Here is a 23,222-nt window from a genome sequence, read left to right on the forward strand (position 1 = left end):
CTCCGGCCTCCCTTCCCTCTATGTGACGCTGGCTTTTTCCGAAACGTTTCAGACCAGCATCTCGTTTTCTATAATTTCGTATGGATAGCCTTGCTCGACGAGAAAAAGCTGACGGTGGAGCGAAAACTCCTGCTCTCTCGTATCGCGTGTCACCAGTGTATAAAAGTGAGCGGTGTTATTTTCGGTTTTTGGTCGCAAGATTCGTCCCAGTCGCTGCGCTTCTTCCTGGCGGGAGCCAAACGTGCCCGAGATTTGAATCGCCACATTGGCGTCCGGCAAATCAACGGCGAAATTGGCCACCTTGGAGACGATCAGGCGTGTGATTTCCCCTTTTTTAAATTGTTGATACAGCGTCTCGCGCTCTTTTTCCGGCACTTTGCCCGTAATCAGCGGCAGTTGCAGGGCAGTCGCCATCTGTTCCAGTTGGTCGACGTACTGGCCGATAATCAGCACCCGGTCGCCTTCGTGGCGCTCCAGCAGCTTTTTGACAACGTCCAGCTTTTTCGGGTTTTCGGCGGCGATCCGGAACTTTTGCCGTGCCGTCGCATGCGCATACGCTTCCCGCCACTTCGGCTCAAAAGGCAGCCGGATTTCCCGGCAGCGCGCTTCCGCAATCCAGCCCGCATCCTCCATCGCTTTCCAAGGAACCTCGTACTTTTTCGGCCCGATCAGCGTAAAGACGTCTTCTTCCCGGCCGTCTTCCCTGACGAGCGTAGCCGTCAAGCCCAGTCGGCGTGTCGCCTGAATCCCGGAAGTAACACGAAAAACAGGTGCAGGCAATAAATGCACCTCATCGTAAATAATAAGCCCCCAGTCACGCTCTGAAAAGAGTTTCATATGAGGAAATTCATCCAGAGAGGTGGGGCGGTATGTGAGAATTTGATAAGTTGCCACAGTTATCGGCTTTACTTCCTTGTGATCGCCGGTGTATTCGCCGACAAGCTCGGGATCAAGATCGGTTTTGTCCAGCAGCTCGGCGATCCATTGCCGCACGGAAGTCGTATTCGTCGTCAAAATAAGCGTAGCAGTCTGCAACTGGGAAATCGCGCCAATGCCAATGACGGTCTTCCCGGCTCCACAGGGCAGCACGAGCACGCCGCTTCCGCCTAGAGCGGAGCCGCCGCGGTAAAAGGCGTCTACCGCTTCCTGCTGGTACGGGCGCAAGGCAAATGGCTTTCCCGCAGCGCTGTTCGCCCGCAAGCTGACCGGGCACGACTCGCCTTGCGAATAGCCCGCCAAATCCTGGACAGGCAGCCCCAACCGGATCAGCTCCTGCTTGATGAGGCCGCGCGCGTAGCTTTTGAGCACGTAGCCGTCTTCGAGCAGGGCCGCGATCGACTTGTATGCGGCAAGCTCCGTGAGAACGAGCGGATCGTCGCTATGTAAAACGAGGTCGTCCCCGCGGCGTTCGAGCCGGATCAGACCGTATTTGCGCATCGTTTCGTCGATTTCCTTGACGATGGTTGGCGGCACGCTGTATTTGCTGTACGCGCCGAGGATGTCTGTCACCTCGTGCGGCTGCATCCCGCTCGCGGCCGCATTCCAGAGCGACAGCGGCGTCATCCGGTACGTATGGATGTACTCCGGGCTTTTCAGCAGTTCGCAAAACCCGCTGATGGCCTGTCTGGCTTCGGCAAACTGCGGATGCTGCGTTTCCAATAAAATAGTGCGATCGCTTTGCACGATCATCGGCAAGTCTGGACGATAAGACAAGAGATTCACCTCGTTACAAACGGCATATGAATCAGCACTATGGTATCACAATCCGGAAAAGAAAGAAAAACGAACAGGTAACATTTACGGTTGGATGGGAAACAATATCCCAAAGCATGGTCGGAAAGGAAGGCGAGGAGCATGGGAACGTGGGGAAGCTTGTTCAACTTGGGATTGGTCTTGATCCTCGTTTTCCTCAACGGGTTCTTTGTCGCAACCGAATTTGCCGTCGTAAAAGTGAGGGAATCGAGGATTGCCCAACTGGTGGCGGAAGGGAACAAGCGCGCCGTAAACGTCGAGCAGGTCATCCAAAATTTGGACGCTTATTTGTCTGCGTGCCAGCTTGGCATCACGCTGGCGTCTCTCGGGCTTGGCTGGCTGGGCGAGCCTGCGGTGGCTCATCTGCTGCATCCCGTTTTTCGCTATTTTCAGCTCAACGAGACGCTGGTGAGCAGCATTTCCTTTATTATCGCGTTTTCGGTCATTACCTTTCTGCACATTGTACTGGGGGAGCTGGCACCGAAAACGTTGGCGATCCAGCGCACGGAAATGGTCGTGCTGGCTGTGGCCCGGCCGATTCAACTGTTTCACAAAATCATGTATCCGTTCATTGCGCTCTTGAACTGGTCGGCCAGCCGCTTTCTCGCGCTGTTTCACATTTCGATGGAGCCGCATCAGGAAGCGCATACCGAAGAAGAAATCCGCATTCTCGTCAACGAAAGCCACAAAAGCGGGCTGATCGACCAAACCGAGCTGATGCTCGTCGACAACATCTTCGACTTTTCCGAGACGATGGCCCGAGAAATCATGGTTCCGCGCACAGACATGGTGGTGCTGAACTTGCGCGATCCGTTCGAGGAAAACGTCCGGCTGGTGCAAAACGGCCGTTTTACCCGCTATCCGGTCGTGGACGGTGACAAGGATCACGTCGTGGGGAGCTTGCACATCAAAGATTTGCTGACGGGTCTGTTGGAGGGCGAGCACAAAGATTTGCAGACGCTGATGCGCCCGATCCTGACTGTGCCCGAGACGATCTCGATCAGCCGTCTTTTGACGATGCTGCAAAAACAGCGGGGACAACTGGCGATCATCATTGACGAGTACGGCGGGACAGCGGGGCTGGTCACGCTTGAAGATATTATGGAAGAAATCGTCGGAGACATCCAGGACGAGTTTGACGATGAGCGCCCGGAAGTCGAGAAAAACGACGGGATTTTGTCGCTCGACGGCCGGATGCTCCTGGAGGAAGTGGGCGACTACCTGGACATTGATCTGGAATCAAGCGAGGTGGATACGCTTGCCGGCTGGATTTACATGCAGATTGACCACCCGCCGCGCGTGGGCGACCGGGTGCGCGAAGGCAAGTACGAGTTCGTGGTCGGGGAAGTCGATCATTACCGGATTACCAGAGTTTTTGTCAAAAAACTGGCGAACGTCGAGGAAGAAATCGGTACGAAAGATTGATGAAAAAAGCTTTTCAGGACGCAATAATATGCTATAATGGGACACAAGTTGCACAAATGCAAAAAGGCCCGGCCGCCGGAGGGTGGTCAGTGGCTAAGAGAGCAGAGCTTAGAGGAGGAAGTACAGATGAGACGAGCAGTCAGTATGGTACTGACCACATTGCTGGCCTTTTCTTTGGCAGCATGTGGAAATCAAACAGGTGGACAAAGCGAGGCTACCACGGCTAATTCCGGCCAGGAGCAAACCGTGAAAATTGGCCTGACGCAATTCGTAGAGCATCCGGCACTGGATGCGATTCATCAAGGAATTTTGGATGGCTTGAAGGAATCCGGCTACGAAGAGGGCAAAAATCTGGAGGTTGACTACCAGAACGCCCATGGCGATATGAACAACACGGTATCAATTGCGCAAAAGTACGCCGGAGACAAAAAGGATTTGGTCGTAGCGATCGCTACCCCGTCCGCTCAGGCTGCAGCCAAGGCGATTGCCGACAAACCTGTTGTGTTCAGTTCCGTAACAGACCCGATCTCGGCTCAACTGGTCAGCAGTCTGGAAAAACCGGACAAAAACGTGACCGGTACGAGCGACAAAGTATCCATGGAACAGCAATTGAAGCTGGTCAAAACCTTCCTGCCACAGTTGAAAAAGCTGGGCGTCATCTACACCACCTCTGAAGTAAATTCGGAGGTTCAGGTAAAAGAACTGGAAGAAGCAGCGAGCAAAGAAGGCGTAGAAATCGTCAAGGCGGGCATTTCCCAGCTCTCCGAGGTGCAACTGGCAGCTCAGGGACTTGCTGGAAAAGCAGACGCCATGTTCATTCCGATTGACAACACCGTCGTGTCTTCGTTTGAGGCCGTACTGGGAGCAGCGGAAGCGAACAAGATTCCTGTCTTCGCTTCTGACACCGACACCGTCAAGCGCGGCGCAGTCGCCACGTACGGAATCGATTACTACCTGATTGGCAAACAAACAGGAGAGATGGCTGCCCGCGTCCTGAAAGGACAAGCGGTCGCCGACACTCCAGTCGAAATTTCAAAGCAGGCCGACCTGTACATCAATGAAACGGCTGCCGGGAAGTTTGGTCTCACGATTTCTGAGGCACTCAAACAGCAGGCGAAAGAAATCATCAAGTAAAAAGAGAGCGTCAAGCTCTCTTTTTATTCTTTTAAAACTGTTTTATCCGTGTTAAAATTAGTAAAAATTTTTCAAGGGGGTATTTATCGCATGGTTAAACAAAAAAAGACTATCAGAAAAATTCAGAGTATTTTATTTCCTTTGCTGCTTTTGTCTGTTACCGCATGTGGACAGCAAAGCGCTACTCCGGCGAACAACGGGCAGGAAACCCCTGCTGCGAATCAGCCGGCGCCTTCTGCTGAGAACAAGCAGTTTACGATTGGCATTTCCCAATTCGTAGAGCACCCTGCCTTGGATGCAGCGCGTGAAGGATTTGTGGCGCAGCTTGCGAAAAACGGCTACGAAGACGGCAAGCAAGTGAAAATTGACGTGAAATCGGCGCAGGCGAGCATGGACACAGCGATTTCCATCGCGCAAAAATTCGAGGCGGACAAAGTAGACCTCGTGCTGGCGATCGCCACTCCAACCGCGCAGGCAGCAGCGCAGACGAGCAAAGAAATTCCGATTTTGTTTACGGCAGTTACTGACCCGGTCGAGGCTGGTCTGGTAAAATCAATGGAGCAGCCAGGCGCGAACGTGACAGGTACTTCCGACATGAACCCGGTCGAAGAGCAGCTCAAGCTGGTAAAGGAGCTGAAAGCGGACGCGAAGTCGGTAGGCGTCATCTACAGCTCGGGTGAAGTAAACTCCAAGGTACAGGTAGACGCAGCCAAAGCGGTTGCGGACAAGCTCGGCCTGACCATCCAGGAAGCGGCAATCACGAGCGCGACAGAAGTGAAGCAAGCGGCCGAGTCGATGGTAGGCAAAGTCGATGCGTTCTACGTGCCGACCGACAACATGGTCGTATCGTCCATCGCGGCTGTACTGGGCGTAGCGGAAGCGCAAAAAATTCCGGTGATCGCAGGCGAGGAAAACTCCGTGAAGAGCGGGGCGATTGCCACTTACGGCATCGACTACACCAAATTGGGCGAGCAAACTGCGGACATGGCCGTGAAAATTTTGAAGGGCGAAGCGAAGCCGGCTGACATGGCGGTTGAGATGCAAGCAGACATGAAACTCGTCTTGAACAAAAAAGCAGCGGAGAAAATGGGAGTGACCATTCCGCAATCCATGCTCGACCGCGCAGGCGAAGTGATCGAGTAATAAACGCAGCAACAGGAGGATTTCTTCTATGAATTTGGCAATAATGGGAGCCATCGAGCAGGGCTTGCTATTTGGAATTTTAGCTCTGGGCGTGTATTTGACCTTTCGCATTCTGAACGTACCTGACTTGACGGTAGATGGCAGCTTTGCCCTGGGCGGCGCGATCGCAGCCAAGTTTATCATCGATGGAACCAACCCGTACCTGGCTACCCTCTTGGCGTTCGTCGTCGGAGGCCTGGCAGGGGCATTTACCGGCGTTTTGCATACAAAAGGGAAGGTCAACGCACTGCTGGCAGGGATTTTGACGATGATCGCCCTTTATTCGATCAACCTGCGGATCATGGGGAAGGCAAACTTGCCTTTGCTTCGTGAAGATACGTTGTTCACCTATGTAAAAGACTTGAGCATTCCGAATTTGACAGTAAACGGAGTCACTTTGCTGACAGGCGTGTCCGTCGTGTTTCTCGTCGGGATTTTGCTGCTCAAGCTGGTAATCGACTGGTTCCTGCACACCGATCTTGGCCTCGACCTGCGCGCGACGGGCGACAATCCGAAGATGATTCGCAGCTTCGGTGTCAACACCGATACGACGACCATTATCGGTCTGGCGCTGTCCAACGGTCTGGTAGCGGTATCTGGCGCATGGGTTGCCCAGTACCAGGGCTTTGCCGACGTCGGCATGGGGATCGGGATGATCGTGATTGGTCTTGCTTCTGTTATTGTCGGAGAAGTGCTGTTTGGCAGCTCCTCCATTTTCAGAGTCACGCTCGCCGTCATTCTCGGCTCGATCGTGTACCGTCTGGTGATCGCATTGGCTTTGCAAGCAGGGCTGAATCCGTCGGACATGAAGCTGATTACCGCTTTGATCGTGATCGTGGCACTGACCGTCCCGACCGTTGCCAAAGGCATCTGGAGAAAGCAAGCGGTACGCACGGCAAGGGGAGGAAACGGACATGCTTAAAATTTCGAACGTCAACAAAGTGTTCAACGCAGGCACGGTGAACGAAAAAATCGCCCTGCGCAACGTCAACCTGCACGTCAAGCGCGGAGAGTTCATCACCGTGATCGGCAGCAACGGGGCCGGAAAATCGACAATGATGAACATGATCTCCGGCGGGCTGTTCCCGGATAGCGGAACGATCACGATTGACGGCAAGGACGTGACGCGCCTCGGCGAGCACCAGCGCGCCGAGCTGATCGGGCGGGTGTTCCAGGACCCGATGGCGGGTACTGCGCCGAACATGACGATTGAAGAAAACCTGGCGATTGCGCTCGGCCGCGGCCGCCGCCGCACACTCGGCTTCGGGGTGAACAACCACAAGCGCGAGCTGTTCCGCGAGCAACTCAAGCAGCTTGACCAGGGGCTGGAAAACCGTTTGAAGACAAAAGTCGGATTTCTCTCCGGCGGTCAGCGCCAGGCGCTCAGCCTGTTGATGGCTACTTTTACGGAACCGAAAATTTTGCTGCTGGACGAGCATACAGCGGCGTTGGACCCGAAGCGGGCGCAGCTCATCGTGGAGCTGACCGACAAGATCGTCGCGCGCCACAAGCTGACGACGATCATGGTCACGCACAATATGGAGCAAGCGTTGAACATGGGGAACCGCCTGCTGATGCTGCACGATGGCGGCATCATTCTCGACATTCCGGACGAGAAGAAGCGGACGATGAAGCCGCAGGATTTGCTTCGCGCGTTCGAAGCAGCCCGTGGCGGCGAGAGCTTCAGCGAAGACCGCTTCCTGTTGACCTGACGCTTTTTATCAGCCTTCCTGCGCATGCGGGAGGGCTTTTTCTTTGCTGCGCAAATAGTGGTGCATCGCCCACGCTCCAATCGCCAAAATGACGGCGACAAGGGTGAACAGAAGCGCACCGCCATTGTGCAGCAAAACAAGGCTGCCGAGATACGGACCGAACGTGCGGGAAATGTCCCAATGCGTTCCGGTGATGGCAAAGTACCGTCCGCGCATGGAAGGCGGGGAAATGCGTGTGACAAAAGCCAAAAGCTGTGTCAGGCCGACGCTTTCGCCGATGACGAGCAGCACTTGCATGGCGAGCAAAAGCGGCAAGTAGTCGATGTAGGCATAGCCAAGCGAGACGAGCATGAAGCAGCCGTACGCGCCAGTAATCAGCAGGCGGGCAGGCAGATGCTGGGTCCATTTGACCAGCAGAAATTCGAACAAAATAAGCAGGACGCCTTTGACGGCAATGAGCAGCGCAAGTGCGTGCAAGTAGTCAGGCAGTGTATGTTTCAGGTGCAACTGCAAATTCGTCTCGGTTTGCGCGTAAAACAGGCTGATCGGCAGCGACAGCGTCATGATTGCGAGTGCCGGGCGATACGCTTGCCAGCTTTCGCGCTTGCCGCTACGGGCGTTTTCTCCGGCTTGGGCAGGCAGGTCAGGCAGCGGGGTTTGCGGAATTTTCCACCAGACGGCAATCGCGTAGAGCAAGAGCGAGATAGCGGTGAGCAAAAACGCCATGGCGGGATCGTACTGGTACAAAATGACCCCGATGAGCGGGCCGATCGCCGCCCCGATGCTGCTGGACGTATTCAATAGCGCAAAGGCGCTCGCCATCTGCGCGGGCAAAATCGCGTCGGCCAGATGGGCGCGGCTTGCCGGGATGAACAGGGAGCGGCCAGCGCCATTGATGATGTACAGCACCGCGAAAGCTGCGATAGAATCCGCAAAGGCCATTCCGAGCATGGCGAAACCTTGGATGAGCAGCGCTGCAAGCATGATCGTTTTGCGGCGAATCCGGTCCGTCAACCCGCCTGCAAACAAGGTCAGAACAATCTCGGAAAAGGGCTGCAAGCCAATCACCAGCATGGTCACGGTGACGGAGCCGCTGACGTTTTCGCTCAAGTACAGGACCAGAAACGGAGCGATCATCGTGCTGGACAGGGACGTGAGCGTTTCCCCGAACAGGCGGACCCACAGCAAGGGCGGATACGCAGCAAGAAAACGGGCAAGGGAAGCGAGTAACAGATTCATAAGTGTGTGTCCTTTCTCCGGTTTTTTTCGGTTTGGCTTTGTTTCTTTCGAGAATTGTAAGCTGGCGCAGTCAGGAGAAAAAGCGTAGGATTAGGAGAAGCATTTTTTCATGTTTTTTGGCGAAATCGGTGGTGAATCTCGTGCAGCTTGTTGAACAGTACATTCGTTTATGCGCGGCCAGGCCAAAGGAAGCGTTTGGTCGGCCGCTGGACATTACATTGGCAGAGGTCGCGGCGATCTTGTGTTGTACGTTGCGCAACGCTACGCTGACCCTGAAAAAGATGCAGGCGCGCGGCTGGCTGCTCTGGCAGCCGGGACGAGGGAGAGGGAACCGTTCGGTGCTGACGCTCGTCCTCGACCCGGCAGACTTGCTGCTGTCTGTGGCCAAGGAGCTCGTCCAAACCGGCGAGATTCGCGCTTCGCAGGAGCTGTTGGAGCAATACGGGCAGGCTTGGCCGACTTTTGCCCAACATTTTTCCCGCTGGATGAATATCCAGTTTGGAGCGCGGATTACCCGGGAAAAGGGTAGTAGTGGCCGAGTGGATACATTGCGTCTTTTTTTCGACCGACCGTTTGCAGGGCTGGACCCGATCCACGTGTTGCTGCGCTCGCAGACGCATTTGGTCAAGCATTTGTTCGATACGCTGGTCCGTTTCGATCCGGCAACGAAGCGGGTGGAGCCGCATCTCGCCTTTTACTGGGAGGCGGATGAGGACGGGACGCGCTGGACGTTTTATTTGCGAAAAGGGGTGCTGTTTCATCATGGATGCACGCTGACGGCTGACGATGTGCGTTTTTCCCTGCTGCGCCTGATGCAGCAATCGTTCAAGCACCGCTGGCTTGCCCGCTCGATTGCGGCGGTGGACGTCTGCGATGACTATGTGGTGACGATCAGGCTGAAGCAGCGGGATGAGCTGTTTTTGCAAGCGCTGAGCAGAGAGCAGATGGCGATCGTTCCGCGCGATTATGCCGAGCAGATGGGAGAGCAATTCGCCCGGCTTCCGGCAGGGACAGGGCCGTTTCGGGTTGTGCGCCATGACGACTCCATGCTCGTGCTCGAAGCGTTTGCGCCGTACTTTGCCGGGCGGCCGTTTTTGGACCGGATTGAACTTTGGTGCGTCCCTGGGATGCGCCAGCCGGAGCTGACCGAGGAGAGCATGCTGGTCGTGGACAAAGCGCATCCGGCCTATGAGCTGGCAGATGCCTCCTGGAGAGACGTCGTCCGCCAGGAGCAATGCTTTCAATACGTCAGCCTGAATGCAGCCAAAAAAGGGCCGCTCGCAGACGATGCGTTCCGCGCCTTGGTCGCCAGCATGCTATCTGGCGCAGCGCTGAGAGCGGCGCTGCAAGGCGGAAGAGAGCAGGCTGAGGTATGGGGAGAACGGATGCAGCAGGATACACGTCTGCCCGATGCCAAAGAGGCCGCGCGCTTGATTGCAGCCAGCGGCTACCGCGGGGAGAAGCTTGCCCTGTACACCTACCCAGATGCGGACCACGTGGAGGATGCCGAGTGGATCAGGGAAAAGGCGAAGGAATACGGCATCGTCATCGAAATCCGCTACGCGTCGCCTGAAGAGCTGGCCCAACCTGCCGTGCTGCAGGCAGCCGACCTGGTCGTGGACAGCGCCAATGCGGATGAACGCACAGAGCTGTCGCTCGTTGAATTTTTGCGGGCAGAGGCGCTGAGCATTACGCACCACCTGGACGAGCGGACAAAAGCGGAGGTCGAGCAACTGATTCGCCAGATGGGGCAAACTACAACGACAGAGGAGCGGCAGGCTGTCGTGCGCGCGATCATGGACAGGCTGAAGGCCCGCCATCTGTTTGTTCCGCTGTACGCGAACCGCATCGAGATGATCGCGCACCCGCGATTGTCGGGGGTAAGCCTTGACGCATACGGCTGGATTGACTTTCGGTCCGTTTTTTTGAGAGAGTAGCATAAATTTGTCACATAATCGTGTGAAACCGCTTTCCTCTTTCATCGTATTATTAGATGTAGATATTATCGTTTGTTACTTAAGCTCGGAGGAGGAACCGCACGTTGTATACGAGAACAGAAAAGGACAAACATATTTTGTTTGCCTCCATTCGTTTGATGATTTGCGTTGGGCATGCCGACGGTTATATAGGTTCAAGAGAAGTGGATCGCATTCATGACATCGTCAATTCGGAACATTTTACCTTGAAAGAACGGCAAATTTTAATGGATGACATCGACTATCCGAAGCGCCCGGAGACGATTGTGGAGGATCTGGTTGACATGAGCCAAAGCGAGAAGCTCGTGATGATGCGCAAGCTGTATCACATGGCTTTGATCGACCGGAAGCTGTCGCCGTCGGAGACGAAGGAAATCGCGCGGATCGCCTGCCTGATTGGCATCTCGGAGGAGAAGCAGGCGCAGGTTGAGGAGTGGATTCGCGAAGGCATTGCCTGGCGCGACCGCTGGAAGGACATTGTCGGTGAATAGGCAAGGCCCCCGTTGTTGGGGCCTTTTTTTTCATACAGATAAGTATAAGGGCAACGAAGGCTGCGCCAAAAGCTTGGCGCAGCCAAGTTTTCTAATAGGCAAAGAGGCGGCGCTCTCGACCGGAAGCTTCTGGAAGCTTGGCTTGGCAAAGCTTTCTAAAGTACAATAAAAGGAAGCCACGTGCAAGTGAAGATGGGCGCCACGATGAAGGAGGAGATCTTGTGTTGCGAATTTTAGTGACGAATGACGACGGCATTGATGCTCTGGGCATCAAGCGATTGGTGGAAGCACTGCTCGTACTGGACCAAGCGGAAATCTTTGTGGTGGCTCCCGTTGAAGAAAAAAGCGGTGTCGGTCATGGGGTAACCTATCGTACCGCACTGGCACCGGAAAAACGCGACTTTTACGGTCTTCCCGTCAAAGCGTGGGCCGTGAACGGCAATCCGGCCGACTGCGTCAAGGCGGCGTACCATTTGCTGTTTGCCGCGGACGAAAAACCGGATATCGTCTTTTCCGGAATCAATGTCGGAACGAATCTGGGGCGTGACATTTATTACTCCGGCACGTGCAGCGGGGCGCGGGAAGCGGTCATTTTGGGCGTTCCTGGCGTAGCCCTGTCCTACGATAACTGGTATGACCAGGAAAATTACGGCGATGTCGTGCAGATGATTGAGCCGCTGGTGAAAGAGTTCAGCGAACGGGCAGTAAAAGGCGAGCTGCCCCCGGAAGTTTTCTGGAACGTCAACATCCCGCACGTTCCGTTGGCGCAGGTGAAAGGCATCGTCCCGGCCACGCTTTCGCTGCATCATTATGAAGACAAGTACAGCGAGGAAGCGGAAGGGTACTTTTTGACACGCGAGTATCCGCAAGTCATGCCGATTGCCGAGCCGTTTGACTACGACCTCGTGAAGCATGATTATATCGCCATCACGCCTGTGCACATTGATGCGACGGACCGTGCGCTGCTCGCGCAGATGGATGGCTGGCCGCTGATGCAGGCGTGGGCAAAACAGGGGGAGCAACCGGATGAGTGAGGACTTTTATCCTGTGCTCAGCCCGGACCCTGCCCTGCGATCGCCCGAGGCGGCGACGCAGGGCGAGGTGCTCGACAAGAGCGCGTACCGTGATTTGTACGAGCTTGCGAGCGAGGCCGGGCTGCCCTATTTTGCCCGGTTGAACGGGCAGGGCGAAGTCGAGCTGTACCTGGTGTTTGAATCGGTGGACGCCTTCGTCGAGCAGACGCGCGATGCTGTCTCCGTCGAATTCAAGACGTACCAGGGAAAGCTGCTCGGCGTGATCTGGACTTTGTCCGATCCGCTGCAGCCGCTCGGCTTTCCGCTCACTTTTGACATCCGGCAGGCGGAGCAGCGGGGCATGGCGCTGAAAATGCTGGAGCAGCCGCGCACCTTTTTGCACTATTTGGCTTACGAGGGAGGCGAGCTGACGCACATATACTCCGAGGCCATTTCGTTTTCCACAGCAGAGGTTGAGCGCACCCGGGAAATGATTCGCTCGCTGTTCGAGGGGAGAAGCGAAGCCATACCGCAGGAGGCGCAGGTGCGCGAGGAGGAGACGCTCAGCATCCCGGCGCTTTCCTTGCCCGACGCTGTGCTTGCAGAAGAAGGGCTGGCCTTTGTTTTCCGCTACAGGCGGATGGTTGAGGCACATGGGGCAGAAGGCGCGCAGCATCTGTTAATGAGTACGGTCCGCCAGGCGGTCTGGGTGATGCGCAGGCACGCGCGCAGCGAAGTGAGGGAATCGTCGTTTACGGTCTGGGTCGCAGAGCGCGGCGAGCTGCTGGAGCTGATTGTGACGCCCGGCCTGTCCGATCTGTTTGAAGTCGTCCATATGTCCGAGGACGAGGCGAACCCGTTTTCCCGTTTCCTGCTGACTTTGCCGGAGTATGTGGAGACTAAAGAAGTTTCGCCTTTGCGCTTGGGAGCGTTTCCCTTTTTGCGCTATGAAAATGGCGCACTCTACCAATTGGAGCTGGACGAGCGTGTACAGGAGCACCTGCGAGCCCTGTTTGTGAAAGCGTTTCCGGGAATGCCCGTCCCGTACGAATGAATGTTGCAACATTGTGAAAAAGAATTTTCATAGGAATCTTTTGCCCTTCGAGGAAATATGGGTAAATAAGTCATTTTTCAACAAAGGATACGACAAGGGGAGTTTCGAAGTAGTAAAGCAGATAATCCGTTGGGGAGAGGTGACGACGATGTACGCTGTAGAGCCCGATTTGTTCCAGGCTGTTTCCGAATGCGCTCACCGTTTTCAAGGGGAGATCGAACTGTTGGCAAAGCGTCATGCACTTACGATTGAGGGAGGACTTCCGGCTCTTGAGCTGCAGGTTCAACCGCAATGCCAGGCTTTGCTGGAGTACAACTTGTGGGGAGAAGCGGGACTCGTCGCGATCCACGGCAAATTAAGCTTGCGGGATGGGATCAAAAAAGATTCGTTTTCCATCATGATGAAATTCTCGTTGTCTCACGATCCTGATCTGGACATCGAAGGCAAGAAGCAGCGCATTGAGGAAATTTTGTACGGAGAAGCGGACCTTTTCTGGAACATTCCTCCTGCGGGACATGTGGGACATGTCGAATTGACGCTTCGTTTTACGTATCAGCCTGGCTCCGGGCGACTCGGCGAATATGTGCGCAGCGTTTTGGGCATCGTAACCGGAAAGATGATGGCTGCCTGACGCGGCGTGGATGTAAAAAATGGCTCTCCGTCACAGGGGGGCTATTTTTCGTTCGCGGCAAGGCAGGCGTTTGGATAAAAAGGAGGCAGGAATCCGTCTATGCGTTTGTTCGTGGCCCTGGACATTCCCGAAGAGGCTGTCCGCTATATTGCCGATGTACAAAAGCGGCTGAAATCGGAAGTACAGGCAGACAGATGGCAGCCGCTGCACAATCTTCATTTGACGCTGCATTTTCTCGGCGAAGTCGACGAAGCGCTCGTCCCGGCCATCTGTGAGGACATGGACATCGTCAGCGCGATTATCGAACCGTTTCAACTGCGCATCGGCGGCTTCGGGGCGTTTCCCCATGCCCAGCATCCCCGCGTCCTCTGGCTCGGCCTGCGCGGGCAAACGAATCCGCTCAAGCAGCTTCACCTGCTGCTCGGCAGACGGTTCGAGCTACATCAGGGGGTGTCGTATGATCGCAAGCGCTACCGTCCGCACATCACGCTCGCCCGCGGACCGCAAGCATCGCCGGAAGGGCTGCCGCTGCTCGACTGGAACGAGCGGTACTTGGCAGCCGACGCGCCTCGCTGGAAGGTGCGGCATGTCCATCTGTACCGTTCGGAGCTTTTGCCGGAGGGAGCTGTGCATACGGTGATCCACACGAGCACGTTTGATAAAGATCACAGCAAAAAACAAGCGGTACCTGAATAGACTAAGAAAAGGACCAGGGAAAGCTTTCCAGAAAGCGGTGGAAAACGGATGGGTGAGTTCACGACCGGCATTCTTTATCCACGCAAATACGAACCGAAAGTGCTGATTGCCTTGTCCAAGTCTTCGCAACCGTACTTCCACAGAAGCATCAATGGCGACTGGAACGCATTTTTCCTGCAGGATGAGTGGATTGAAACTTCCTCGACGCTTGAGTTTTTGCTTCAACTGTCGAAGCAATTCGTGCCGCTGCTTTGGTTTCACGACGCAGAAGACAATGGCTGGGGGTTTCGTCTGTTCGATGCTGGTTTCGAAGTCTCTTCGGCGACGATCAGCTATTCACTGGATGTGGAGATGGCGGAGGCGGAGTTCGGCAGACTTTATCCGGAGATTGACCTGCAGGAAGGGATTACAGACAGCGAGGACGTTCGGCAAAAGTATGAAGACATACTGGACCGGGTTGTGCGTTCGGAGTTGTATCGGCGAGAGGTAGGCAAAGGAATTACGCGAATCAAGCCGCAATCGTTCAGTCGGATCGCGGGGCCAAAACAAGTGCAGCAGTTGCGCTCGCTGTTTGATTTGCAACTGCTGACAGATGTAGACGAAGAAACCGGCGCTTCGCTTTTGTACGATTCGGTGGATCTTTTCAAAGAGATTTTAGGGATCGAAGAAATGGTCTGGGTGAATTATGCGTATTTGGCAAGTGGGGGCAGGGAGTAGAAAACAGAAAGGGCGGGATGGCTCCCGCTCTTTTTTTGTACAGATAAGAATTGTGCCGCCAAGTTTTCCAATCGGGAAGCAAGGGAGTCCGCGATCGGGGAATCAGCCACGGACAAACATCCCTTGGACGATCGCAGCGTGCGACTGAAACCGGATCGGAATCGAGACGGCGGTGTACGGGTCGAGGGCGTTGGAGACTTGAAAATGCAGATGCGCTTCGCTGGAATTGCCCGAGTTCCCGCACCGCCCGAGCACATCCCCGGCTGCGACCCGGTCGCCTGGCCTCACCGTGATGGAATGCTGCTGAAGGTGGGCCAGCACGCTAAATTCGCCCTGTCCGTGGTCGATCTCGACGAAATTTCCGGCAGGTTGCTGCTCGTTCATCACCCCGACGGGCGAATTGTCCGGCACGTCAGCGACTACCTTGACCACGGTTCCGGCGCACGGAGCCACAATCGGCTGCCCGAAGGCGTAGTAGCTCTCGTTGACAGAAGGATCGCCGCTGCAGGAACGGCCGTCCTTGAGCAGCAAAAAATCGTAGGCGTAGCGCTGGTTGTCATACGCGTAATGGTAGTTGACCAGCTCGTTCATGCCGCCCCAAAAGGTGAACCATTCGCCCCGAAAAGGCAGGCGGTAAAGGTGGCGGCTGACGATGCGATCCGTTTCCGGATGGGGCGTCAGATGGGCGAGGCGAAGCCCGTGGATGGTTCCTTGCGAGTCGATCGCCGCGGACAAGCCTTTTTGTCCATCGCTTGTAGTCCAGACGAAACGGCTCATCCCCGCAAGCGGCACGACGGAGAGTGGCTGTTCCGCATATGGGGTGCCATCGCGCTGAAAGTCGGAGGCGAAGGAAACAAATTCCTCCAGACTGACCTCGTCCCGAAAGGCCGCGCTGCACATGCTGTACAGCGTTTTATACTGACCGCAGCAGAGAGCGAGCGGAATTGCTTTTGCCAGCGGGAAAAGCGGATGAGTATGCACAGGATTCACGCTCCGTTAAAAAGAAAATGATTGCAACGAGTAGTACGCATCAAGCTGCCGCCAGGTTTCGCAAAGACCGCCGTCCAAAGCGGCAGGACAACCGTACAAAAAAACCAGTACAGTTGTCATGTACTGGTTTCGCTCAGGCTATCGCCTACACTTTTTTCCATTGACCAAAAATTTCATCGACATCCAAAAGCATAATCAACTTATCGTCCAGGCGGGCAATTCCTTGCAAATACTTGCCCTCTACGCCAGCGACGATCGGTGGCGCCGGTTCGATCAGATGCTGTGGAATGTTCATCACTTCGGACACCGCGTCGACGATGATGCCGATATTCAGCCCTTCCAGTTGCAAATCGACAAAGCGGGTGTCATCCGTCTGGGCAATCGGCTCCAGGCCGAACATTTTGCGCAGGTTCACGATCGGCAAAATCCGCCCGCGCAGGTCGATGACGCCTTCCACGTACACAGGCGACTTGGGGAAACGGGTGATGGGCAGTGGCTTGATGATTTCGCGCACCAAAGCAATGGAGAGCCCGTAATACTCGCTTCCCATTTTAAACAAGATCGATTGGGCCGTCGCCGCTTCTGCCTCCCAATCTGTACCGTTGCTTCGTTTTGTCAGTTCCATTTATACAATTCCTCCCCGGACCGCTTTCCTATGTCTTTACCCACATTGTACCATGGACAAACCTCTGCGGCGGCATTTTTTCCGCCAGGTTAGGGCAGGAGCTGCAGCGAGGCGATCACGACAATCGCCATGCTGACGCCAAAGCTGAGAAAGGCGTTTTTGCTGAGCAGCATGACGATGAGGCAGGCGATCCCGGCGACGAAGAATATCGGCTGGAAGACGAGCGACTGGTTTTGCACGAACAGCGCCGGGAAAATGAGCGCTGCGAAAATCCCTACCGGAATGTAGCTCAGCCCGCTTTTCAGCCGTGGCGACATCCAGTGGCTGGGCAGGCGCATGAAAGCGCGGCGGGAGAAGTACGTGGCGATACTCATGAGGACAAACAGCCAGAACAGATTCATGCAGTCTCGACCCCCTGTGCCGATTCGGCTTGTGGCGATGAAGCGGCTTTTTCCTTGGCAGGCAAGGCGAATCCGATGCAAAAGGCGACCAGTCCCGCTACGAGCAGATGCAGCCCGTTTGGCAAAAGCAAGGCGACGCCGACGGCCAGCCCTCCGCACAAAAGAAACGTGAGGATGCGCGAAAGCGAGGTGAGCTGAAAATAGGACAAGGCGATGAACATCGCGATATAGCTGAACCCAAGGCCAAGCGCCCCCGGATCAGGAATCCACTCTCCGGCGAGGCTGCCTGCCCACGTGCCCAACACCCAGCAAGCGTGCAAAGTCAGGCTGACCCCGTACAAATAAGCCGCCTCGCTCTGATGATGGCGAAACCGATTCAGTGAGACGGCATATTGTTCATCGGTCATAAAAAAGGCCAGGACGTTCACGTGGGCAAGCGGCAAGCGCTGGTAGTACGGAGATACCGACAGTCCCATCAAAAAATGGCGCGTGTTCAACAGGAACGTCGTGAGAAGGATCGCCCACATGCCTGTATGCTCCGCAATCATCCCGACCGCGCTGAACTGGGCCGCTCCCGTGTAGATGAACAGCGACATCGCCACGCTCTCCCAGACGGTCAAGCCAGCGGCAAGCGCCATCATCCCGAAAATGATGGCCGACAAAATGTAGCTGGCCGCAAGCGGCAGCGCGTCCCAGGCTCCCTGCCGAAACAAGCTGGCTGAATGTTTGGACAGCTTCATTTACGCTTCCTCCTTTTGACGCGTGAGAATTTCGCTGATGATCGACATTCCCCGCTCGATCTGGCTCGGCGGCTCGTGGGTGAAGCAGAGACGGATGTAGGGCTGCTCGGCATGGCGCAGCAAAAACATGTCCCCGCACGTGAACGACACGCCTTTTTGCCTGCACGTTTGCATCAGCTTGCGCGCTTCGACGCCTTCCGGAAGCGAGACCCAGAAGTAAAAGCCGCCCGCTGCTTTTTCATATTGCAGACCGAGTGCTGTCAGCGGCTGTAGATGGGCTTCCATCACTTCGGCCTGCTGCCGGTACAAGTTGCGTGAACGAGCGAGATGAGGCGTGAGCGCATCGGCTTTCAAGTAGTTGGCAAGAGCGATCTGTCCCAGCATGTTGGTAGAGATGGACAGCTCCTTGAGCCTACTTACAAGCTGGATAAAATGCTGATTGGCGGCGATCCAGCCGATGCGCAGCCCGGGGAACAATAGCTTGGACAGCGTGTTTAAATAAATGACGTGGCCGGCTTGGTCCAGTGCCTTGAGGGCTGGCGGCGGCGGTGTGTCCAGATGCAAGTGGCGGTAGGCGTCGTCCTCCACGACCGGGATGCCGTAGTGCTCGGACAGCGACAGAAGATGTTTGCGGCGCACCAGGGAAAGCGTGTAGCCAGTCGGGTTGTGAAACGTCGGGACTGTGTAGATGAAGCGCGGGCGGTAGCGGCCAAGAATGCCTTCCAAAATATCCGTCTTCATGCCCTCCTGATCGAGCGGAACGGGAATCACCTGGATGCCCAGCGACTGAAAAAGCTGCAACGAGCCGAAGTACGTTGGCATTTCCGTGACGATGCAGTCTCCGGGCCTGGCGAGCATGGACGTGATGAGGTACAGCCCTTCCTGCGAGCCGCTAGTCACGCAAGCTTGCTCGGGCGAAGAAACTTGTTCGAAGCCCATCCAGCGGACGAGTTGCTCGCGCAGCAGGGGAAAGCCCTGGACCGATGTGAAAAAGTAGGAGTTGATCTGGTCGGCGGCGCTTTTGACATAAGCGGGAAAGCCGGAAGTGACGAGCGTATGCTTGCCTCCGTCGCCATGCGCGAAGTTGATCGTGTCCGGGTACGTATCCGTAATCGCCAGCAGTTCAGCCATATGAGGCGGCGCGGCGTGCAGATGCGTGTAGTTGTGCTGGCTGCTCCAGTGGATTCTGCTCAAGGCCGGGGCAGGCGGGAGAGCCTCGACGTAGCGGCCGCTGCCCATTTTTCCGGCGATGAAGCCTTCCACCTCCAGCTCGGCATACGCCCTGACGACGGTATTGCGGCTGACGCCGAGCCTGGCAGCGAGCTTTCGCTCCGGCGGCAAATGGGAGCCAATTGGCAGCTCGCCGCTCAAAATTTGGTACCTGAGCTGGTTGTAAACGCGGGTGTAAATCGGAGTTCTCCCCATAAAAACGGCTCCTTTGTTCCCTTTCTTTTGTCTCACTATACGCATAAAAAAATGAGAATAAAAGAGCCAATTTTCTTCGGATAAAAAGCCATAATAGAAAACGAACAGACCAACAAGCACAGGCTCGTCAGTCTGTTCGTCTGTTTTTTGCGGGCATGCTTTCGCAACTTTTACGGCTCGCGCAGGTCGTTGAGCGAGATGCCTTGCTCCAGGGCGAAATCGAAATCATCCACATCGTAAAATTGAACAGGTACGATATATTCCAAAATCCGATCCTGAAAATCGGGCTGGTCTGTGAGCAGCGGGACTTCAAAACGTACGGACGTCAGCAGAAGCTGCGTCTCGACGGGATCAAAAATTTCTCCCCACATGGCGTTGTCCTCCACCTTGATGACCGTCAGCGTGACGCCGTTCGGAAAGGTGAACGGAACTTTGGACCAGGGGGCAATCAGTCCTTTTTCCAGTCGCTTGCGATTGAATGGATCGGCAAAAAACTGGCTCATTTCCTTCATGACCCGACGCACGTACTGATCGTCGCCGGAGTAGGGCATGATTGGTTCAGGACTCTGGATAAATTCGTCCAATTCATAGATTGTCGACGCGGGTATCAGGTATTCTACCGGTTGCGATGGGACCATCAACTCCCCGTAGATAGCCAACATGATCGCTTCAATAACGAATTGTTTCGACATTTCGACAACCCTCCTCGTTACCATCATACTGAAATCGCCCAGTGACAACAAGCCCGGACACGGCGGGAGAACCGGCTGTTTTTGCTTGTGACCGTAAAAATGACAGATTTTACGCAAAAGGAAACGGAGGGAAATTCATTGTTCGAGCCTGGTTTTTACTCTTCGCTTTTGCTCATTATTACAATCAATATCGTCCTGAGCGGAGACAATGCCGTCGTCATCGCCATTGCCTGCCGCAAGCTGCCTGTCGCGCAGCAAAAAAAGGCGATCATCTGGGGGACGATGCTCGCCGTAATCGTCCGGGTCATCGCTACGATCCTCGCGGTGTACTTGCTGAAAATCCCGTACTTGTACCTGATCGGCGGGCTGATTTTGCTGTGGATCAGTTACAGGCTGCTGCGGGAGGAGGACGGGCAGGAGGACATTGACGCGAGCGAGGATATCGTGCAGGCGGTGAAAACGATCGTCGTGGCCGACGTCATGATGGGGCTGGACAACGTTCTCGCCATCGCAGGAGCGGCGCAAGGGAATATCATCCTCATCGTCATCGGGCTGCTGATTAGCGTGCCCTTGATGGTATTTGGCAGCCAGTTGATTTTGCGCGTCATGGAACGGTTCGCCTGGCTCGTCTATGTCGGGGCTGGAGTGCTTGCCCTCGCTGCAGCCAACATGATTTTCACAGAGGAAGCGGTCCGCGAATGGATCGTTCCGGTGCCATGGCTGGTGGTGCTGTTTAAGGTCGTGTTGGTGGGCGCAGTTTTGCTGCTCGGGTACTGGCAGCGTTCGCATGCAAAGGCGCGATGACAAGCCGCCTGGGCGGGAGCGGGAAAGCGTTTTGCCCGTTTCTGTCCAGTAAACAAAGAAGTTTCAGAATAAACTTTACATTCGTTGACAAACGCTCTTTTTATCTTATATGATTGAAAAAATTAGAAGAGTCCAGTAATAGCTGAGGAGAGATGAGCATGTCTTTGACAGAGCAGACCAAAAAGGGATATTTCGGTGAATTCGGCGGGAGCTTTGTTCCCCCAGAGCTGCAGGAAGTATTGGATTACTTGGCAGAGCAGTTTGAGACGTACAAGGACGATCCCGAGTTCAACGAAGAGTTCCGGTATTATTTGAAGGAGTACGTCGGACGGGAAAATCCGTTGACGTATGCCCGCCATTTGACGGACAAGCTGGGCGGCGCGAAAATTTACTTGAAACGTGAAGACTTGAACCATACAGGTGCCCATAAAATCAACAACGTCATCGGGCAAATTTTGCTCGCCAAGCGCATGGGCGCCCACCGGATCATTGCCGAGACGGGAGCGGGGCAGCACGGCGTGGCGACGGCGACAGCGTGCGCGATGTTTGGCATGGAATGCATCATCTACATGGGCGAGGAAGATACGAAGCGCCAGTCGCTGAACGTGTTCCGGATGGAGTTGTTAGGGGCAAAAGTAGTGCCTGTGTCCAAAGGGCAGGGCCGATTGAAAGACGCGGTAGACGAAGCGCTGAACGATTTGGTGCAAAACTACCAAAACACGTTTTACTTGCTAGGCTCTGCTGTAGGGCCGCATCCGTTCCCGACGATGGTCAAGCACTTCCAGGCGATCATCAGCGAGGAGTCGAAGCGCCAAATTTTGGAGAAGGAAGGGCGGTTGCCTGATGCCGTCATCGCTGCCGTAGGGGGCGGAAGCAACGCGATCGGTGCTTTTGCCCATTACATTGACGAGCCTTCCGTGCGCTTGATCGGAGTGGAGCCAGACCAGGCCCCGACCTTGACCGAAGGGGTTCCGGCTGTCATTCACGGCTTCAAATGCCTCGTGCTGCTCGATGAACAGGGAGAGCCGAAAAAAACGTACTCGATTGCTGCCGGGCTGGACTATCCGGGCATCGGGCCGGAGCACAGCCAGCTCAAGACGAGTGGGCGGGCGGAATATTACACCGTGACGAACGAAGAAGTGCTCGCCGCTTTCCAGGAGCTGTCCCGGACGGAAGGAATCATCCCTGCCTTGGAAAGCGCCCATGCCATCGCCTACGCGCTGAAGCTTGCCCCGACGCTGTCGCGGGAGCAGATTGTGATCGTCAACCTGTCCGGTCGCGGCGACAAAGACGTCGAGCAAGTATTTCGCCTGTTGCGTGACTAGAAAATAGCGCAAACAACAGCAGCCCTTCCGATAGCGGAGTGGCTGCTGTTTCTATGACTGGAATTGTTACAATGTTTTGACAATCGTGACGCTCATCCATTCTTTGTCGTACAGGTTGATTTCAAACGGCGCAGCGACCTCGGAGCCGTCCTCGTTGGTCAGGATGCGTATCGTCGGCCGGTTGACGGCGAGCGGATTGACCCGCGAGACGACGCCCGTATGTCCCGAACTGAGCTGAACGGTGGAGGAAATCGGGAAAATGGCGACGTGCTGCAAAAACAGCTTGAGCAGCTCCAGATCAAAATACGTATTCCCCGAAGCAAACAAATACTCGGTCGCATCCGAGGGGGAATAGCTTTGCCGAAAAGGGCGCGGCGAGATCAGCGCGTCGTAGACGTCCGCAATCGCGACGATGCGCGCGTATTCGTGAATGTCCTTGCCACAGAGCTGCCGCGGATAGCCCGTCCCGTTGTAGCGCTCGTGATGCTGCAGCGCACAGTGCGCGGAAACGACGGAAATATTATGCTGGCTGCGCAGGAGGTTGAAGCCTTCTTCGGTGTGGTATTGCAGGCGCTGACGCTCTTCGGCTGTCAACTCTTTGCGCAAGCTCCACAGCTCTTTTGGCACTTGGGTCATTCCGATGTCAAACAGCAAGGCGCCGATGCCAAGCTCCAACATCTGTTGCTGGTTGTAGCCTTTTGCCAGGCCAACCACACCTGCGAGCACAGCGACATTGACGGCGTGGTGAAAAAAATAGCCGTCCATTACGTGGAGATTGGACAGATTGACGAGCACGTCTTTTCTGCTGCTCAAGTCTTGCAATATCTCTTTGAACACCTTTTGAAAAGCGCTTCCAAAATCAGGCAGAGAGGTACGGCGTTTCATGTGCGGCTGGTCCATCAGGGTGGTCATCTTCTTGTACACGGCATCGACCGCCTGTTTGCGCGTCTCATCGCGAATGACGTCTTCCGGGATAATGTCGTCTGTACGCTTGTCCTGAATGTAGAGCGTATCAATCCCTAATTGCTTGAGGCGTTCGATGTAGCGTTCCGTCAGTTGTACGCCCATCCCGAGCAGGACGTTCCCGTTTTCCTGAAAAATGCTTTTGGCAATAACATCTCCTGGCTTCACTGAAGTAATATGCAATTTTCTCACAACGAAAGCCCCAGTCCTTTGTCGATAGAATGTAAAGAGTCCT

The 23,222-nt window shown here is 55.2% G+C and carries 23 protein-coding genes; 14 read left to right on the plus strand and 9 right to left on the minus strand.

Annotated features, from left to right (window positions below; translation table 11 throughout):
- Positions 1-48: 48 nt before the first annotated feature.
- A complete protein-coding gene (locus M655_RS08920; protein ID WP_026557501.1) occupies positions 49-1,713 on the minus strand; it encodes a DNA repair helicase XPB in 1,665 nt (554 codons plus the stop codon).
- Between the two features lie 141 nt (positions 1,714-1,854).
- On the opposite strand from M655_RS08920, the gene M655_RS08925 reads away from it, so the two are divergent.
- The 5 genes from M655_RS08925 (at position 1,855) to M655_RS08945 (ending at position 7,205) form a co-directional block, all read left to right on the plus strand.
- The gene (locus M655_RS08925; RefSeq protein ID WP_007784581.1) at positions 1,855-3,177 is read left to right on the plus strand and encodes a hemolysin family protein; all 1,323 of its coding nucleotides are present in this window, start codon (positions 1,855-1,857) and stop codon (positions 3,175-3,177) included.
- 126 nt (positions 3,178-3,303) lie between these two features.
- Entirely contained in the window at positions 3,304-4,311 is a 1,008-nt protein-coding gene (locus M655_RS08930; protein WP_005828928.1) for an ABC transporter substrate-binding protein, read from the plus strand.
- A gap of 90 nt (positions 4,312-4,401) precedes the next feature.
- A complete protein-coding gene (locus tag M655_RS08935) occupies positions 4,402-5,454 on the plus strand; it encodes an ABC transporter substrate-binding protein (RefSeq protein ID WP_005828927.1) in 1,053 nt (350 codons plus the stop codon).
- A gap of 28 nt (positions 5,455-5,482) precedes the next feature.
- A complete protein-coding gene (locus M655_RS08940) occupies positions 5,483-6,415 on the plus strand; it encodes an ABC transporter permease (protein ID WP_026557500.1) in 933 nt (310 codons plus the stop codon).
- Positions 6,408-7,205: an ABC transporter ATP-binding protein gene (locus tag M655_RS08945; RefSeq protein ID WP_005828925.1), complete on the plus strand. Its 798-nt coding sequence runs from the start codon at positions 6,408-6,410 to the stop codon at positions 7,203-7,205. Before M655_RS08940 ends, M655_RS08945 begins: the two co-directional genes overlap by 8 nt.
- Positions 7,206-7,214: 9 nt before the next feature.
- On the opposite strand, the gene M655_RS08950 is transcribed toward M655_RS08945, so the two are convergent.
- Positions 7,215-8,444 carry an MDR family MFS transporter gene (locus M655_RS08950; RefSeq protein WP_005828924.1) on the minus strand — a complete coding sequence of 410 codons (1,230 nt, stop codon included), beginning with the start codon at positions 8,442-8,444 and terminating at the stop codon, positions 7,215-7,217.
- Between the two features lie 140 nt (positions 8,445-8,584).
- Between M655_RS08950 and M655_RS08955 the strand changes: the two genes are divergently transcribed.
- The 7 genes from M655_RS08955 (at position 8,585) to M655_RS08985 (ending at position 15,022) form a co-directional block, all read left to right on the plus strand.
- A complete protein-coding gene (locus M655_RS08955) occupies positions 8,585-10,381 on the plus strand; it encodes an SgrR family transcriptional regulator (RefSeq protein WP_026557498.1) in 1,797 nt (598 codons plus the stop codon).
- A 104-nt stretch (positions 10,382-10,485) separates the two neighbouring features.
- Positions 10,486-10,911: a tellurite resistance TerB family protein gene (locus M655_RS08960; protein ID WP_005828922.1), complete on the plus strand. Its 426-nt coding sequence runs from the start codon at positions 10,486-10,488 to the stop codon at positions 10,909-10,911.
- A gap of 224 nt (positions 10,912-11,135) precedes the next feature.
- Positions 11,136-11,945 carry a 5'/3'-nucleotidase SurE gene (surE, locus tag M655_RS08965; protein ID WP_025845854.1) on the plus strand — a complete coding sequence of 270 codons (810 nt, stop codon included), beginning with the start codon at positions 11,136-11,138 and terminating at the stop codon, positions 11,943-11,945.
- Complete coding sequence (locus tag M655_RS08970) at positions 11,938-12,978, plus strand: hypothetical protein (protein ID WP_026557497.1); 1,041 nt, start codon at positions 11,938-11,940, stop codon at positions 12,976-12,978. Before surE ends, M655_RS08970 begins: the two co-directional genes overlap by 8 nt.
- Before the next feature lie 148 nt (positions 12,979-13,126).
- Positions 13,127-13,609, plus strand: coding sequence for a hypothetical protein (locus M655_RS08975; RefSeq protein ID WP_005828919.1), 483 nt, complete (start codon positions 13,127-13,129; stop codon positions 13,607-13,609).
- 99 nt (positions 13,610-13,708) lie between these two features.
- Positions 13,709-14,305 (plus strand): RNA 2',3'-cyclic phosphodiesterase, encoded by a 597-nt coding sequence (gene thpR / locus M655_RS08980; RefSeq protein WP_005828918.1) that lies wholly within the window; start codon positions 13,709-13,711, stop codon positions 14,303-14,305.
- 48 nt (positions 14,306-14,353) lie between these two features.
- Entirely contained in the window at positions 14,354-15,022 is a 669-nt protein-coding gene (locus M655_RS08985) for a hypothetical protein (protein ID WP_003842325.1), read from the plus strand.
- A 102-nt stretch (positions 15,023-15,124) separates the two neighbouring features.
- Here M655_RS08985 and M655_RS08990 read toward each other — a convergent pair whose 3' ends face one another.
- The 6 genes from M655_RS08990 to M655_RS09015 all read right to left on the minus strand — a co-directional run bounded on the left by M655_RS08990 (position 15,125) and on the right by M655_RS09015 (position 19,895).
- A complete protein-coding gene (locus M655_RS08990) occupies positions 15,125-16,003 on the minus strand; it encodes a M23 family metallopeptidase (RefSeq protein WP_025845848.1) in 879 nt (292 codons plus the stop codon).
- A gap of 154 nt (positions 16,004-16,157) precedes the next feature.
- Positions 16,158-16,637, minus strand: a complete 480-nt coding sequence (locus tag M655_RS08995; RefSeq protein WP_007784566.1) for a chemotaxis protein CheW — start codon at positions 16,635-16,637, stop codon at positions 16,158-16,160.
- Positions 16,638-16,726: 89 nt separating this feature from the next.
- Entirely contained in the window at positions 16,727-17,038 is a 312-nt protein-coding gene (locus M655_RS09000) for an AzlD domain-containing protein (protein WP_025845844.1), read from the minus strand.
- The gene (locus M655_RS09005) at positions 17,035-17,778 is read right to left on the minus strand and encodes an AzlC family ABC transporter permease (protein WP_026557496.1); all 744 of its coding nucleotides are present in this window, start codon (positions 17,776-17,778) and stop codon (positions 17,035-17,037) included. Before M655_RS09005 ends, M655_RS09000 begins: the two co-directional genes overlap by 4 nt.
- On the minus strand, positions 17,779-19,203 hold the full coding sequence (locus M655_RS09010) for an aminotransferase-like domain-containing protein (RefSeq protein WP_026557495.1): 1,425 nt from the start codon (positions 19,201-19,203) through the stop codon (positions 17,779-17,781).
- A gap of 170 nt (positions 19,204-19,373) precedes the next feature.
- Complete coding sequence (locus M655_RS09015) at positions 19,374-19,895, minus strand: hypothetical protein (RefSeq protein WP_005828212.1); 522 nt, start codon at positions 19,893-19,895, stop codon at positions 19,374-19,376.
- Between the two features lie 99 nt (positions 19,896-19,994).
- Here M655_RS09015 and M655_RS09020 point away from each other — a divergent pair, with 99 nt between their 5' ends.
- On the plus strand, positions 19,995-20,699 hold the full coding sequence (locus M655_RS09020) for a TerC family protein (protein ID WP_051353912.1): 705 nt from the start codon (positions 19,995-19,997) through the stop codon (positions 20,697-20,699).
- Between the two features lie 158 nt (positions 20,700-20,857).
- A complete protein-coding gene (gene trpB, locus M655_RS09025; protein ID WP_005828216.1) occupies positions 20,858-22,024 on the plus strand; it encodes a tryptophan synthase subunit beta in 1,167 nt (388 codons plus the stop codon).
- Positions 22,025-22,090: 66 nt separating this feature from the next.
- Here trpB and M655_RS09030 read toward each other — a convergent pair whose 3' ends face one another.
- On the minus strand, positions 22,091-23,179 hold the full coding sequence (locus M655_RS09030) for an HD-GYP domain-containing protein (RefSeq protein WP_005828218.1): 1,089 nt from the start codon (positions 23,177-23,179) through the stop codon (positions 22,091-22,093).
- Positions 23,180-23,222 lie beyond the last annotated feature (43 nt).

Source organism: Brevibacillus sp. NSP2.1, from assembly GCF_000470975.2.
Lineage (GTDB): Bacteria > Bacillota > Bacilli > Brevibacillales > Brevibacillaceae > Brevibacillus > Brevibacillus agri.